Origin of the sequence: Pseudomonas sp. MEJ108 (assembly GCF_030208985.1) — a bacterium.
GTDB lineage: Bacteria > Pseudomonadota > Gammaproteobacteria > Pseudomonadales > Pseudomonadaceae > Aquipseudomonas > Aquipseudomonas fragariae.
Genome location: NZ_JARVSW010000014.1, coordinates 218,417 through 231,081, shown reverse-complemented (window position 1 = coordinate 231,081; position 12,665 = coordinate 218,417). Strand labels below are relative to the sequence as shown.

Annotated in this window: 12 protein-coding genes and 1 tRNA gene; 7 read left to right on the top strand and 6 right to left on the bottom strand. The window is 58.6% G+C overall.

Annotated elements, in window-relative coordinates:
• Positions 1 to 66: 66 nt before the first annotated feature.
• Complete coding sequence (locus QRN50_RS08720; protein WP_096126496.1) at positions 67 to 525, top strand: thiol-disulfide oxidoreductase DCC family protein; 459 nt, start codon at positions 67 to 69, stop codon at positions 523 to 525.
• Positions 526 to 661: 136 nt separating this feature from the next.
• On the opposite strand, the gene QRN50_RS08715 is transcribed toward QRN50_RS08720, so the two are convergent.
• From QRN50_RS08715 to QRN50_RS08690, 6 genes are all read right to left on the bottom strand, one after another.
• Positions 662 to 2,080 (bottom strand): IS1182-like element ISPsy27 family transposase, encoded by a 1,419-nt coding sequence (locus QRN50_RS08715; protein ID WP_024642505.1) that lies wholly within the window; start codon positions 2,078 to 2,080, stop codon positions 662 to 664.
• A gap of 135 nt (positions 2,081 to 2,215) precedes the next feature.
• Positions 2,216 to 2,291 (bottom strand) — tRNA-Gly (locus QRN50_RS08710).
• Between the two features lie 66 nt (positions 2,292 to 2,357).
• Complete coding sequence (pgsA, locus tag QRN50_RS08705) at positions 2,358 to 2,918, bottom strand: CDP-diacylglycerol--glycerol-3-phosphate 3-phosphatidyltransferase (RefSeq protein ID WP_003400851.1); 561 nt, start codon at positions 2,916 to 2,918, stop codon at positions 2,358 to 2,360.
• 32 nt (positions 2,919 to 2,950) lie between these two features.
• Positions 2,951 to 4,774, bottom strand: coding sequence for an excinuclease ABC subunit UvrC (uvrC, locus tag QRN50_RS08700; RefSeq protein WP_003400849.1), 1,824 nt, complete (start codon positions 4,772 to 4,774; stop codon positions 2,951 to 2,953).
• A gap of 2 nt (positions 4,775 to 4,776) precedes the next feature.
• On the bottom strand, positions 4,777 to 5,421 hold the full coding sequence (gene gacA, locus QRN50_RS08695; RefSeq protein ID WP_002553344.1) for a response regulator transcription factor GacA: 645 nt from the start codon (positions 5,419 to 5,421) through the stop codon (positions 4,777 to 4,779).
• Between the two features lie 169 nt (positions 5,422 to 5,590).
• Positions 5,591 to 5,905: a helix-turn-helix domain-containing protein gene (locus QRN50_RS08690; protein WP_003400847.1), complete on the bottom strand. Its 315-nt coding sequence runs from the start codon at positions 5,903 to 5,905 to the stop codon at positions 5,591 to 5,593.
• 129 nt (positions 5,906 to 6,034) lie between these two features.
• On the opposite strand from QRN50_RS08690, the gene QRN50_RS08685 reads away from it, so the two are divergent.
• The 6 genes from QRN50_RS08685 to QRN50_RS08660 all read left to right on the top strand — a co-directional run bounded on the left by QRN50_RS08685 (position 6,035) and on the right by QRN50_RS08660 (position 12,665).
• Positions 6,035 to 6,268, top strand: a complete 234-nt coding sequence (locus QRN50_RS08685; RefSeq protein ID WP_003400846.1) for a DNA-binding protein — start codon at positions 6,035 to 6,037, stop codon at positions 6,266 to 6,268.
• Positions 6,269 to 7,028: 760 nt separating this feature from the next.
• Positions 7,029 to 8,111 carry a 3-deoxy-7-phosphoheptulonate synthase gene (locus tag QRN50_RS08680; protein WP_096126497.1) on the top strand — a complete coding sequence of 361 codons (1,083 nt, stop codon included), beginning with the start codon at positions 7,029 to 7,031 and terminating at the stop codon, positions 8,109 to 8,111.
• Between the two features lie 81 nt (positions 8,112 to 8,192).
• Positions 8,193 to 8,474, top strand: a complete 282-nt coding sequence (locus tag QRN50_RS08675) for a peptidylprolyl isomerase (RefSeq protein WP_002553340.1) — start codon at positions 8,193 to 8,195, stop codon at positions 8,472 to 8,474.
• A gap of 235 nt (positions 8,475 to 8,709) precedes the next feature.
• Positions 8,710 to 10,578 carry an extracellular solute-binding protein gene (locus QRN50_RS08670; RefSeq protein ID WP_096126498.1) on the top strand — a complete coding sequence of 623 codons (1,869 nt, stop codon included), beginning with the start codon at positions 8,710 to 8,712 and terminating at the stop codon, positions 10,576 to 10,578.
• Entirely contained in the window at positions 10,579 to 11,643 is a 1,065-nt protein-coding gene (locus QRN50_RS08665) for a microcin C ABC transporter permease YejB (protein WP_003400842.1), read from the top strand.
• Positions 11,643 to 12,665, top strand: a complete 1,023-nt coding sequence (locus tag QRN50_RS08660) for an ABC transporter permease (RefSeq protein WP_003400841.1) — start codon at positions 11,643 to 11,645, stop codon at positions 12,663 to 12,665. The genes QRN50_RS08665 and QRN50_RS08660 overlap by 1 nt, the downstream gene beginning before the upstream one ends.

Here is a 12,665-nt window from a genome sequence, read left to right as displayed (position 1 = left end):
CACCGCCCATTGTCAGCACGGCCTTTTGAGCATAAGGTGTAAAAAACCTATACAAGACTACTAGCGATGTACAAGAAAGTTGAATGGCCGCTGACGCTTTACTTTGATGATGACTGCCCGCTCTGCGCTCGAGAAGTCAGAACCCTGCGCGCCCATGCAAAGCCTGAGCGGCTTTTGTTCGTGGATATCCGTGATGACGCCTTTGACGCCACTTCACTGGGATTCACACTTGAGGATATGGAGTCGTTACTGCACGCCAGATTCAGCGATGGCACGTGGGTCAAGGGTCTGGACGCGACACTCTGGAGTTGGCGAGCGGCCGGCCTGGGTGCGTGGGTCGCGCCGCTGTCGTGGCGATTCATGAGGCCAGTGTTTAACCTGGGCTACCGGCTTTTCTGCCGCTCGCGCCCTTACCTTGCCTGGCTGCCCCACCCTGACGGCAGCCGCCGTTGCAGTAGCAACAGCTGTGCGGTCCCGGGCGCAAAACCTGCTTCGGCCAAGCGGACGTCCATTACAGAGAAGTAAACCGGGAATGCATACCGCAGAAACGAAAAAAGACGCCTAGCAGACTGTGTGAAAACGCACTGAAGGCAAGCCCAACAAACGCCCCGACTTGTTCGGGGCGTTTGTTTTTGTGTGGGCAACAGTCGAAAAAAACTTTTCAGCCCATTAGCGCCATCAATTGGCGGGCTCCGAGTACGCTAATCGCTCGCTTGAGGTTGTAAGCATTCACCGCCAAGGCCATTTCCGCTTTTGCTCCCTCCAACTGGCGCAGCAGGAAGCGACCATTCCCCAACAGCCATTGCTTGAGATTGCCGAAAGGATGCTCAACGATGGATCTTCGACTGGCCATCATTTGCGGATGCGCGAGCATTCGCTGCTCCATTCGCTCAAAGGCTGCCTCATGGGCATGGCGTGAGACATAGCGGCGTTGAGCGCCAGTGCATCGGGATTTGAGTGGGCAGGCGGCGCAGTCGCTGACATGTGCCTGATAGATCCGATCGCCCCTGTTGCGCTGCTTGAGCGTCAACCATTTGCCCGCCGGGCACTGATAACGATCGTGTTCGGCTTCGTAGGTAAAGTCTTTGCGCTCAAAGAGTTCCTCACCGCCTGGGTTGACCGTGCGATTGGGCGGCACATAGACCGTTATCCCAGCCTCCTCGCAGGCCTGAAACTGCTGGCCGTTTGAATAGCCGGCATCGGCCGTCACGCTCAAGGCATCTTGTTCCAGATGTTCTTTGGCGGCTTTGGCCATTGGCTCCAGCTGTTTTCGGTCATCGCCGTCCTGAGTCACTTCATGGTGCAGAATCAGGCAATGTGCGGCGTCCACGGCGGTTTGTACGTTGTAGGCCACCCGTGGCCCTTTGGGCGTACGCATCATTCGGGCATCGCTTTCATGGGTGTTGAACTGCTCCAGGCCCATCGAGCTCATCAACGCTTGGCAGCTCTGATTGTCGTGCTGCCGAACTTCAAGCTGCGCCAGTGCTGTTTTGATCGCGCCGCGATCAATCACCTCTCCAGCCTCGGCCTTGTCGGCCTCATCCAGCTCCGCCAGATACTGAGCTATGCGCTTGTCCAGCTTTTCTTCCTGACGCTTGAGTTGTTTGAGGTTCATATGACGCCGCGAGGAAGCGACAGCCTGAAACTTACTGCCATCGATGGCCACCAAGTCGCCTGCGATCAGACCCGCCATGCGGCAGAATCGAACGAAGGCGCGACACGTCGCCACAAAGGCAAGTTTGTTGTTTTTACGAAAGTCGGCGATGGTCTTGAAATCGGGTTTGAGTCGGTTAATCAGCCACATCACTTCGATATTGCGCTGACACTCGGCTTCAAGACGCCGCGATGAGCGAATCCGCTGGAAATAGCCGTAGAGGTACAGCTTGAGCTGATCGGCGGGGTCATAGGACGGGCGACCGGTGTTCTTGGGAAGCGCTTTATCAAAACCCAGTTGCACCAAATCCAGCTTGGCGACGTATAGGTCTATGACCCGAACGAGGTGATCCTCAGGGATCAACTCTTCCAGCGAGACCGGGAATAGACTGGTCTGGCTGCGAGACTCTCCTTGGATGTAGGCCATAACGAAAAATGCTCCGTACCTTTCGATACGGAGCATTTTCTTTGACCGCTGCAAAGATTGCTAGGTTTTCACACAGTCTGCTAGGCGTCTTTTTTGCTGATTCATCAAGCCCGGAGGGTTCAGTGAATCAATGTTTGGAGCGGGAAACGAGACTCGAACTCGCGACCCCGACCTTGGCAAGGTCGTGCTCTACCAACTGAGCTATTCCCGCATTGTCTTGATGACGGGCGCTATTCTAGCGGTTCAGATAGCGGCGTCAAGCCTTTGATTCAAAAACTTATTTTTTTTCTGCAGTGGTCCTGAGGTGCGGCCATGCGGCCCTCAGGTATTGCACCATGGACCAGAGTGTCAGCCCCGCAGCGATAAGCAGCAACGCATAGCCGAGAATGACCCACAGGGTGATGGCCGGCGGGTTGCCGAGCAGAATGACCAGCGCGAGCATCTGCGCCGCCGTCTTCCATTTACCCATGTTGGAAACGGCAACCTGCGCACGCGCGCCGATTTCCGCCATCCATTCGCGGAGTGCAGAGATTACGATTTCACGGCCGATGATCACCGCTGCGGGCAGCGTCAGCCATAGATTGGCATGCGCCTGAACCAGCAGCACCAATGCCACGGCCACCATCAGCTTGTCGGCTACCGGATCGAGAAAGGCGCCAAAGGGCGTGCTTTGTTCAAGACGGCGGGCCAGATACCCGTCGAGCCAGTCGGTCGCCGCAGCGAACGCAAAGACTGCACTGGCCGCCATGTAGCTCCAGTGATAAGGCATGTAGAACAACAAAATGAAGATCGGAATCAGTAAAACGCGTAGTACGGTGATCAGATTAGGGATATTCATCGGCACAACTGGCTACGAGGTGAACGAGCATTCTACTCGCTGTGCAGGTTTGCATAAATCGACTCTGCCAGCTTTTTGCTGATTCCGGGTGCTTTTGCTATCTCATCGATGCTGGCACGGGACAATTCCTGCAATCCGCCGAAATGCTTGAGCAGGTCACGACGCCGGGTCGGCCCGACACCCGCCACGCCCTCAAGGGTCGATGTGCGCCGGGTCTTGCCGCGGCGGGCACGGTGGCCGGTGATTGCGAAACGGTGTGCCTCGTCGCGAATCTGCTGGATAAGGTGCAGGGCCGGAGAGTCGCCGGGCAGCGTGAATTCATGTGCTGAGTCGTTCAGGTACAGGGTTTCGAAACCGGCCTTGCGCGTGGTGCCCTTGGCAACACCGAGCAGGATGAGCTCAGGAACCTGTAATTCATTGAGCACGTCGCGCGCCATGGACATCTGCCCCTTGCCGCCGTCCACCAGCAGCACGTCAGGCAACTTGCCCTCCCCGGCCTTGATGCGGCTGTAACGCCGGGTCAACGCCTGGTGCATGGCGGCATAGTCGTCGCCCGCCGTCACGCCTTCAATATTGAAACGCCGGTAATCGGACTTGATCGGGCCTTCGGGGCCGAACACCACGCACGACGCTACGGTCGCCTCACCGCTGGAGTGGCTGATGTCGTAGCATTCCAGGCGCATTGGCGGGTCTTCGAGACCCAGCACCTTGGCCAGCGCTTCGAACCGCGACGCAACGTGCTGACGGTTGGCCAGCCGCGCGGTCAGTGCTTGCTCGGCATTGGTGACCGCCATTTGCTGCCAGCGCGCCCGCGTGCCGCGCACGCGATGACTGATGACCATCTCGACCCCGCGCAGCTCTTCGACGGCGTCGACGAACGCAGGGAAATCGTCGTTGATGACATTGACGATGACTTCACCGGGCAGCTCACGGTCGATGCCGCCGAGAAAATACTGAGCCAGGAATGCCGACATCACTTCGCCGACCTCCTCTTCTATGCCCACCTGCGGGAAGAAGTTCTTGCTGCCCAGCACCCGCCCGCCCCGCACGCTGATCAGGTGCACGCAGGCACCGCCAGGGTTGACGAACGCGGCGACCACATCGACATCGCCGGTGCCGCCATCCATGCTTTGCTGATCCTGGACGCGGCGCAACAAGGCCACCTGATCACGCAACTCGGCTGCGCGTTCGAAATCGAGCGCCATCGCGGCTTTTTCCATCGACGCGTTCAGCTCGTCGCTCAGGGCATTGCTGCGCCCTTCGAGGAACATTACCGAGTGACGCACGTCTTCGGCATACACCTCAGGCTCGACCAGCCCGACACACGGCCCTTTGCAGCGTTTGATCTGATATTGCAGGCAAGGACGCGTGCGGTTCTTGAAGTAGCTGTCCTCGCACTGCCGCACCTGGAAAGTCTTCTGCAGCAGACTGAGGCTCTCGCGAATCGCGCCGGCACTCGGGTAAGGCCCGAAATAACGACCCTTGGCCTTCTTGGTGCCACGATGAATGCTCAGCCGCGGAAAGGCGTTGTCGGACAGAAACACATAGGGATAGGACTTATCGTCACGCAGGAGAATGTTGTACGGGGGCCGCCACTCCTTGATGAGGGTCTGCTCCAGCAACAACGCTTCGGTTTCGTTGCCCGTGATGGTGGTTTCGATCTGGGCGATGCGCGACACCAGCGCTCCGGTCTTGGGCGCGTGTCCGGTCTTGCGGAAGTAGCTGGCAAGACGCTTCTTGAGGTTCTTGGCCTTGCCGACGTAAAGCAGTGTGGCTTCGGCGTCGAACATACGGTAGACGCCGGGGCGACCGCTACAGGTCGCGAGAAATGCACTTGGATCAAATGTCTGGGTCATGTTCAGGCGCTGGCATCAACCATGCCGTGACGTACAGCGAGCAAAGCCAGTTCAACATCACTGCTGATCGAGAGCTTTTCAAAGATACGGTATCGGTAGGTATTAACGGTTTTCGGTGACAGGCACAGTTTGTCCGAGATGGTCTGGACTTTCTGACAGCCAACAATCATCAGGGCAATCTGGATCTCGCGCTCGGACAGCAGATCGAACGGCGAATTGTTGACCTGCGGCTGAAATGACTTCAATGCCAGTTGCTGGGCAATCTGCGGGCTGATGTAACGCTGACCGGCAAACACCAGGCGAATGGCCTGGACCATTTCAGCGAGCCCGGCGCCCTTGGTCATGTAACCGGCAGCGCCGGCCTGCAGCAAACGGGTCGGGAAAGGATCTTCTTCACAGACGGTGACAGCGACGACCTTGATATCCGGGTGGCTGCGCAGCATCTTGCGCGTCGCTTCCAGACCTCCGATACCCGGCATCTTGACGTCCATCAGCACGACGTCGGGCTTGAGCTCGCGCGCTTTTTTCAGGGATTCCTCGCCGGAATCGGCCTGTCCGACAACCTGCAGACCATCAATGTCGGCCAGCATGCGTGTGATGCCTGTCCGGACAAGATCATGGTCATCGACAACTAGCACCTTAATCAAGCAGACACCTCGCGCAACGGTCATAACGAATGCCAATCACCATAACAAAAACAACGAGGCAGACCTAGCACTGCGAACACCGTCTCACATCAATATGATGGCAGGCGCATCCGGGAGGGCTGCAAAAATCTCGACAGGACGGCGGAGCCGCGCGCGTCCCGGTCTTGTATCAGTTACCTGAAGGAAGCTTTGCAGTGCCCGGTGATGGCGCCGAAAGCTCGGCAATTGTGGTGGTTAGGCGTCTGATAGCGTCCTGATCTTCCTTGCCCAGCACCCGGTAATTGCCCAGGATCTTTTCTTCGATAAGACTGAGATTGTCGATCGGCACCGGCGTTCGCGTCCCCGTTAACACATAGAGCACGTCAACACCTTTGGCCGCAACCGCAGCCAGGTAATCGGCCTTGGGCGCGCGATCGCCATTTTCGTACTTTCCCTGTGCGTTGGCCTCGACCCCTCCTATTTCGCCAAATGTACGCTGAGACATCCTCAGGCGCTCTCTTTCCTTTCTCAGCCGGCAACCGATTCCACTCATTTGAGCCTATGATCCTGTCGAAGCCATCCTAACGAATGTTAGAATCCTGCGGAAGTGAATAGATTTGAACGGTTTTGAACTATGCCCGGAATACGTAGCGCCGCACAAGCCAAGGCCTGGCTGGACCAACAGGGCAAATCTGTTCAGGAGTTCGCTCGTGAAAATTGCATTGATCCGGCGACCACTTACCAGGTACTGGCAGGACGCAAGAAAGGAAGGCGTGGTGAAGCGCATAAGGTAGCTGTACTGCTGGGCATGAAAATCGGGACGATCCCGAACTCGGAAGCCCTGCATGAAGAAGCACGTGAAGAATAGCCGATTATTACCTGGTGAAAACTACCTGGCGACAACGCATCCCGGACAAAACGCCAAAGCCGTTGTCTGCACTCAGGTATACAGGGTTGCGGGTAAAATAGCCCGCCCGGATACCGCATGCCATCAACCGTTGAGCGGTTCGCTGTCGCTACCGGGATTCCACTTGCCTGCGTTCGCGAAAATCGATAATCCCGCTGATTGAATTTTCCAATTGAAGACGCCTGCTTTCCTGAAGTAAGCTTGCGCTCAATCTACGGAGACCCACCATGCTGCAGTCCGCTTCACCGCTACTCGACGTTGCTACCGGCATTACTTGCCGTGCACGCGCCGTGGCTGTGCAGATGGCTTCGGTGAGCGCATCCGTTAATTCTTATTATGGGTATTGGTTTAGCCACTGGCGCGCCTGATACCCATCCGGCGCCCACGTTAAGGGGACGCCAACCAGAGAATTCTCTAACCCCCGGTCGGCTTCCCGACCGGGGGTTTTTTTTCAGGGCCACGTATTTCAACGGTCTGTTCCAGAACAGCCGTAAACAATCAACCTGCATCGCATCGAGGATCACGACATGAACTACGCCACTTATTACCGTAACGACATCGATTTTGCCTGGCGATTTAGCCACCTCCGTTCGGGACAGCCTGCCGCCTCCGTTCGGTCACTGCCAGGTGGCAAGCACATACCCCCGGTTCTAGAAGCCCTTTGTCGAACACCCCAGTAGGGTCTGCGCGGGAGCGTCCCGCCAGCCCAGGAAGCCAGAACATGAATTCGCCCGTTGCCGTAACCCCGTCCGATCTGTCCAGCTATGCCGTCAAACTGGCGGACAACAGCCCCGCCTCGAAACGCCTGCCAGGTACTCTGGAATTGAAGATGCGTCTGCCCCTCGACGCAGCGCTCACCGAACAGGTTGCCGGCCATCGCCGCGCCGTACGTGCCATCCTTGAAGGTCAAGACTCGCGACTGCTGGTCATCGTCGGCCCCTGCTCGATCCACGACCCTCAATCCGCCCTTGAATACGCTGAGCGACTGGCCGGTCTTGCTGCGCAAGTCAGTGATCAGATGCTGCTGGTGATGCGCGCCTACGTCGAAAAACCGCGCACGACGGTGGGCTGGAAAGGTCTGGCTTACGATCCGCGCCTTGACGGCAGTGACGACATGGCCGAGGGCCTGACGCTGTCGCGGCAATTGATGCTGAAGATGCTGGGCCTGGGCCTGCCGATCGCCACCGAGATACTGCAACCCATGGCGGCGGGCTACTTCGACGACCTGCTCAGTTGGGTCGCGATTGGCGCTCGCACCACCGAATCGCAGATCCATCGGGAAATGGCCAGCGGCCTGCCCATGGCCGTCGGGTTCAAGAACGGTACTGACGGCGGCGTAACGGTGGCCAGCGATGCGATGCGCTCGGCTGCGCATCCACATCGCCACTTTGGCATGGACGGTCATGGCCACCCGGCGATTATCGAGACGCAAGGCAATCCGGATACGCACATCGTGCTACGCGGCGGCCACGGCGGGCCCAATTACGATCGCCAGAGTGTGGCCAAGGTGCAGGCGAGCCTGAGCAAGAATAATGTCGCGTCGCGAATCATGGTCGATTGCAGCCACGCCAACAGCGGCAAGGACCCCTTGCGTCAGCCAGGTGTGTTCGAGGATGTGCTGGAACAGCGCTTGTCAGGCAACACCTCGCTGATCGGCATGATGATCGAGAGCCACCTGTTCGATGGCTGCCAGGCATTGGGCGGGACGCTGCAGTACGGCGTTTCGGTCACCGATGGCTGCCTTGGCTGGGAAGGCACCGAACGCCTGCTGCGTCGCGCGGTTGACCGTCTGCGTTACAGATAAACAGAGCGAAGGAACTTTGTCGGGAAATACCGCACTGAATCCGGTAGGCTGTTTCTTTTTTTTCACAGGAGATTATTCCCCATGGCTAAAGCCACTGCCCGCCACATCCTTGTTTCGAGCGAAGAAAAATGCAACGAACTCAAGGCGCAGATCGAAGGCGGCGCTGATTTCGCAGAAATCGCCAAAGCCAATTCCAGCTGCCCGTCGAGCCGTCAAGGCGGTGACCTGGGTTCGTTCGGTCCAGGCCAGATGGTCAAGGAATTCGACACTGTCGTATTCAGCGCTCCGGTGAACACCGTTCAGGGTCCGGTAAAAACCCAATTCGGCTATCACCTGCTGGAAGTGACCAGCCGTCAGGACTGATCCTGCCGCGCCGGGTGCCAGACGGCTCATCTTCGGATGGGCCGTTTTTGTATGTGGCCGTTTTCAACAATACAGTGACCCGGCATGCGCGCCGTGGCTTGGCGAAGCGGCCATTTGTCTGTAGAAGATAGCGCGATGCAGAGCCATGAGCTCTGCCATGTTTTTTGTCACCGCTGCACAGCCAGTCGCCTTTAACCCTGACGTTCGCTTGCGAACGTCAGTCAGGATTCGAGTCATGCGTTTTGTTTTTTCATCATTGCTCGCCTTGACGCTGACCTTCGTTGGCGCTGCCCAATCGCTGTACGCAGCCCCGCAACACGCCCTGACCGTTTACGGCGAAGCTGCGCGCTATCCCGCTGACTTCAAGCACTTCGATTACGTGAACCCGGACGCGCCCAAAGGCGGCAGCATGCGCCGCTCGGCCATCGAGATCGGCCAGTTCGATCACCTGATGCCCTTCACCGACAAGGGCATGGGCGTTTCGCAGATCAACGGCATGCTCTATTCCCCACTGGCCACGCGCTCGATGGATGAGCCCTACACCGTCTACGGGCTTGTCGCCGAGAAAATGGAGCGTGGCGCGGATGGCCTCTCCCTGCGCTTTTATCTGAACCCGAAGGCACGTTTCGCAGACGGTACGCCGATTACTGCCAGTGACGTGAAGTACACCTACGAGCTGCTGATGACGCAGGGCAACCTGCAATACCGCACCCAGTTTGAAGCGGTCAAGGGCGTGGAGGTCGAATCGCCTTCGCAGGTCCGCTTCGACTTCAAGCAGAGCGATAACCGCACCCTGCCCCTCGACCTGGCTTCGCTGCCGATATTCCCCGAACACTGGTGGAAAACCCGTGACTTCGCCAGCGGTGCCGGTTTTGAAATTCCGCCAGGCAGCGGGCCCTACCGGATCAGCCATGTGGACCCTGGCCGCACCGTTACCTTCGAGCGCGATCCGGACTGGTGGGGCAAGGACCTGCCGGTCAGCAAAGGCCTGTATAACTTCAACAGGTTCAGCATCGAATACTTCGGCGACACCGATGTTGCACGTACGGTACTCAAAGGCGGCGCCTACGATTACAACCGCGAGTTTTCGGCCACCGGCTATTCAATCCGCTATGACGGCCCGGCCCTCAGCGACGGACGCCTGCAGAAAGCCCAGTTGGCCAGAGGCGCGGTGCAAAGCTCGCAGGGTTTCGTCTTTAACCTGAGCCGCCTCATGTTCCAGGACCGCCGCGTGCGCCAGGCGCTGTCGCTGCTCTGGGACTTTGAATGGACCAATCGGCAGATGATGCGCAACATGTACATTCGCCAGAACAGCTTCTTCTCCAACTCGGAGCTGGCCGCCAGCGAACTGCCCACGCCGGCTGAGCTTAAAATCCTCGAACCATTGCGCGGCAAAGTCCCTGACCAGGTGTTCGACAGCGTGTTCGAGACGCCCAAAACCGATGGCACAGGCTTAATCCGCGACAAGCAGCTGCAAGCGCTGGCCTTGATGAAGGAAGCAGGCTGGACGCCGAAGGGCGATGAGCTGGTGAATGCCCAGGGAGAACCCTTCAGCTTCACCTTTCTCAATGCACAAACAGGTTTCGAGCGGATGCTGCTGCCCTACAAACGCACCCTGGCGCAGATCGGTATCCATTTCGACATTCGCCGCATCGATGCCGCGCAATACCTCAACCGCGTCATGGCCCGCGATTACGACATGATCGTCACCGGCTACCCGGTCTCGACATCGCCCGGTGCCGAGCTGTACAGCAGTTTCGGCTCCAAGGTGGCGATGGACCCTGGTTCAAGCAATTACATGGCGCTGCAAGACCCCGCTGTCGACACGCTGATTGCCGGCCTGCTCAAGGCCGACAGCAAGCAGACCATGACCGACTACGCCCATTGCCTGGACCGGGTACTGCAGTGGAACTACTACTGGATTCCCAACTATTATCCGCCCGGCTCTTCAACCGTCTGGTGGAACCGTTTCGGCATCCCGAAAATTCAGGCCAGCAATAACGAAGCCATCGAAACATGGTGGGAAATCAGCCCGACACCGCTGACCAACGAGCAATTCGCTGAAAAACGCGGCGCTTCAGCCATTGTTTCGGAGATGCAGTGAATGCTTGGCTATATTCTGCGGCGCCTGCTGCTGATCATCCCTACCCTGCTGTGCATTCTGCTGGTCAACTTTTTCATCGTGCAGGCCGCGCCGGGTGGGCCTGTGGAGCAGGCCATCGCTCGGCTGCAAGGGATCGGCGGCGCCACCGTGGGCGCAGGCGCCAGCGAGTCCGCCGGGGCCGGTCATTCCAAAGCGTCCCGCGGGCTGGACCCGGCGCTGATCAAGCAGATCGAACGTCAATACGGTTTCGACAAACCGCTGCACGAACGTCTCTGGCTGATGCTGAAGAACTACGCCCGACTGGATTTCGGCAGCAGCTTCTTTCGCGGCGCAACGGTGACCGACCTGATTCTGCAGAAAATGCCGGTGTCGATATCGCTGGGGCTCTGGGCGACGTTGCTGACCTACCTGGTGTCTATCCCGCTGGGGATTCGCAAAGCGGTCAAACACGGCAGCCAGTTCGATATCTGGAGCAGCACCGCCATCATCATCGGTTACGCCATGCCAGCCTTCCTGTTCGCCATGCTGCTGGTGGTGGTGTTCTGTGGCGGCACGTCGCTGAACTGGTTTCCGGTGCGCGGACTGGTCTCGGACAACTTCGAGCAACTGACCACGATCGGCAAGATCGCTGACTATTTCTGGCACCTCGCGCTGCCGGTCTTGGCGCTGGTGATTGGTGGCTTCGCCACGCTGACCCTGCTGACCAAACATTCCTTTCTCAACGAAATCACCCGCCAGTACGTGACCACGGCCCGCGCCAAGGGCATGAGCGAGCGGCGGGTGCTGTATGGCCATGTGTTTCGCAATGCCATGTTGCTGGTGGTGTCAGGCATTCCGCAGGCGTTCATCAGCGTGTTCTTTGCCGGGTCGCTGCTGATCGAGGTGATCTTCTCGCTGGATGGCCTGGGCCGCATGAGCTATGAAGCCGCTGTGTCGCGGGACTATCCGGTGGTGTTCGGCTCGTTGTTCATCTTCACCGTATTCGGCCTGCTGATAAAACTGATCGGCGATATCTGCTACACGCTGGTCGACCCCAGAATCGACTTCAGCGCGAGGAATGCATGATGCGCAGCCTTTCGCCGCTTGCCCGTCGTCGCCTGGAACGCTTTCGCAGCAATCGCCGCGGCTGGTGGTCGCTGTGGCTGTTCTGCGGACTGTTTGCCCTGACCCTGGGTGGCGAACTGATCGCCAATGACAAGCCGCTGCTGGTCAGCTATCAGCACTCGCTGTATTTCCCGGTGTTCAAGCGTTATACCGAGCAGCAATTCGGCGGCGAGCTGCCCTTCCAGCCCGATTACCGCAGCGACTACGTGCGTACGCTGATCAGCAAAGGTGACGGCTGGATGCTGTTCCCGCCGATTCCGTTCAGTGACGACACGCCCAACTATGACCTGACCACCCCTGCCCCCAGCCCGCCCTCTGCAGAAAACTGGCTCGGCACCGATGACCAGGCGCGCGACGTCATGGCGCGGGTGATCTTCGGCGCCCGGGTGTCGATTCTGTTTGCGCTGGCGCTGACCTTTATCAGCGCATTGATCGGCATCAGCGCCGGGGCGTTGCAGGGCTATTACGGCGGCTGGGTCGACCTGTTCGGTCAGCGACTGCTGGAGGTCTGGTCAGGCCTGCCGGTGCTGTACCTGCTGATCATCCTGTCAGGCTTCGTCGAACCCGATTTCTGGTGGCTGCTGGGCATCATGGCGCTGTTTTCCTGGCTGACCCTGGTCGATGTGGTACGCGCCGAGTTTCTGCGCGGCCGCAACCTCGAATACGTCAAGGCCGCCCGCGCGCTCGGTCTGGGCGACCGAAAAGTGATCATGCGCCACATCCTGCCCAACGCAATGACTGCGACGTTGAGCTATCTGCCGTTTATCCTTACCGGCGCCATCTCGACCCTCACCGCACTGGATTTTCTGGGCTTCGGCATGCCTGCCGGCAGCGCGTCGCTGGGCGAACTGATCGCCCAGGGCAAGCAGAACCTGCAAGCGCCCTGGCTGGGACTGACGGCGTTCTTTGCCCTCGCGTTGATCCTGACGCTGCTGGTATTCATAGGCGAGGCGCTGCGTGATGCCTTCGACCCGAGGTCCTGA

What these genes read in the sequence shown, in the direction of transcription:
- QRN50_RS08720 (WP_096126496.1), top strand. Translation starts at nt 67, where the DNA reads ATGTACAAGAAAGTTGAATGGCCGCTGACGCTTTACTTTGATGATGAC.
- QRN50_RS08715 (WP_024642505.1), bottom strand. Translation starts at nt 2,080, where the DNA reads ATGGCCTACATCCAAGGAGAGTCTCGCAGCCAGACCAGTCTATTCCCG.
- pgsA (WP_003400851.1), bottom strand. Translation starts at nt 2,918, where the DNA reads ATGAATATCCCTAATCTGATCACCGTACTACGCGTTTTACTGATTCCG.
- uvrC (WP_003400849.1), bottom strand. Translation starts at nt 4,774, where the DNA reads ATGACCCAGACATTTGATCCAAGTGCATTTCTCGCGACCTGTAGCGGT.
- QRN50_RS08690 (WP_003400847.1), bottom strand. Translation starts at nt 5,905, where the DNA reads ATGTCTCAGCGTACATTTGGCGAAATAGGAGGGGTCGAGGCCAACGCA.
- QRN50_RS08685 (WP_003400846.1), top strand. Translation starts at nt 6,035, where the DNA reads ATGCCCGGAATACGTAGCGCCGCACAAGCCAAGGCCTGGCTGGACCAA.
- QRN50_RS08680 (WP_096126497.1), top strand. Translation starts at nt 7,029, where the DNA reads ATGAATTCGCCCGTTGCCGTAACCCCGTCCGATCTGTCCAGCTATGCC.
- QRN50_RS08675 (WP_002553340.1), top strand. Translation starts at nt 8,193, where the DNA reads ATGGCTAAAGCCACTGCCCGCCACATCCTTGTTTCGAGCGAAGAAAAA.
- QRN50_RS08670 (WP_096126498.1), top strand. Translation starts at nt 8,710, where the DNA reads ATGCGTTTTGTTTTTTCATCATTGCTCGCCTTGACGCTGACCTTCGTT.
- QRN50_RS08665 (WP_003400842.1), top strand. Translation starts at nt 10,579, where the DNA reads ATGCTTGGCTATATTCTGCGGCGCCTGCTGCTGATCATCCCTACCCTG.
- QRN50_RS08660 (WP_003400841.1), top strand. Translation starts at nt 11,643, where the DNA reads ATGCGCAGCCTTTCGCCGCTTGCCCGTCGTCGCCTGGAACGCTTTCGC.